We start from the raw sequence: 875 nt of genomic DNA on the forward strand, positions 1-875 counted from the left end.
GTCATGTACAGGGTCTCGCTGGCCTTCTCGCCAAAGGCGTTGTAGCTCCACTCGGTCAGCACGTTGTCCGCGCTCAGCTCGGCCACCTGGCGGCCGTTGGCGTCGAAGTAACGGGTGGTGGTGTAGCCGGCGGCATCGACGGTCTGCACTTCGTTGCCGAAGGCGTCGTAGCTGCGGGTGATCTCCAGGCGCTGGGTCACCGGGTTTTCCATGCCCAGGGTGTATACCTGCACGGTGGCGCCCAGCTCGCGGGTGACGCGGTTGTTGTCGTCGTACTCGTACTCGGTCACCACGTTGCGCGGGTCTTCCATCGTCTTGATGTTGCCCACCCGGTCGTAGGTGTACTCGGTCGCCTCGCCCAGGTCGTTGGTCTCGGACAGGATGCGGTTGGCCAGGTCGTAGGCGTAATGCACGCTGTTACCGTTGGCATCGGTCTGGGTGATGATGTTGCCCGCCTTGTCGTAGGCGGTGGACTGCACCAGGTTGAGGCCCTGCGGGTCGAACACCTGCTGCACCTGGCGGTTGTTGAGGTCGTAGGCGTAGACGGTCTCGCGCACCGCGTTGGGGTCGGTGGCGGAGACGATCTTCTCGCCGGTCTTGTTGTTGGCCGCATCCCAGCTGAAGTGGGTGACGGTACCGTCCACGTCGGTGAAGGTCTCGATGCGGTTGTTGAGGTCGTAGGTGTAGCTGCGGGTGCGCGGGTCGCTGGTGTTGGCGTACAGCGTTTCCTGCAGCAGGTTGCCGGCGGCGTCGTAGCGGTTCTGGGTGACGCTGCCGTCGGCCTCGGTGACGCTGACCGCACGGCTGGTGCGGTCGTAGTCGGTCAGGGTGACGCGGTCGTCGCTGCTGGCGGTGCCCACCGGTGCGGTGAAGTC

Annotated in this window: 1 protein-coding gene; it reads right to left on the bottom strand. The window is 64.9% G+C overall.

Features of this window, described 5'->3' with window-relative positions:
- The coding region (locus ACH6CX_RS18480; protein ID WP_396676210.1) for a hypothetical protein at positions 1-875 on the bottom strand (875 nt) is incomplete at both ends.

The organism is Microbulbifer sp. JSM ZJ756, assembly GCF_044383805.1.
GTDB classification, from domain to species: Bacteria; Pseudomonadota; Gammaproteobacteria; order Pseudomonadales; family Cellvibrionaceae; genus Microbulbifer; species Microbulbifer zhoushanensis.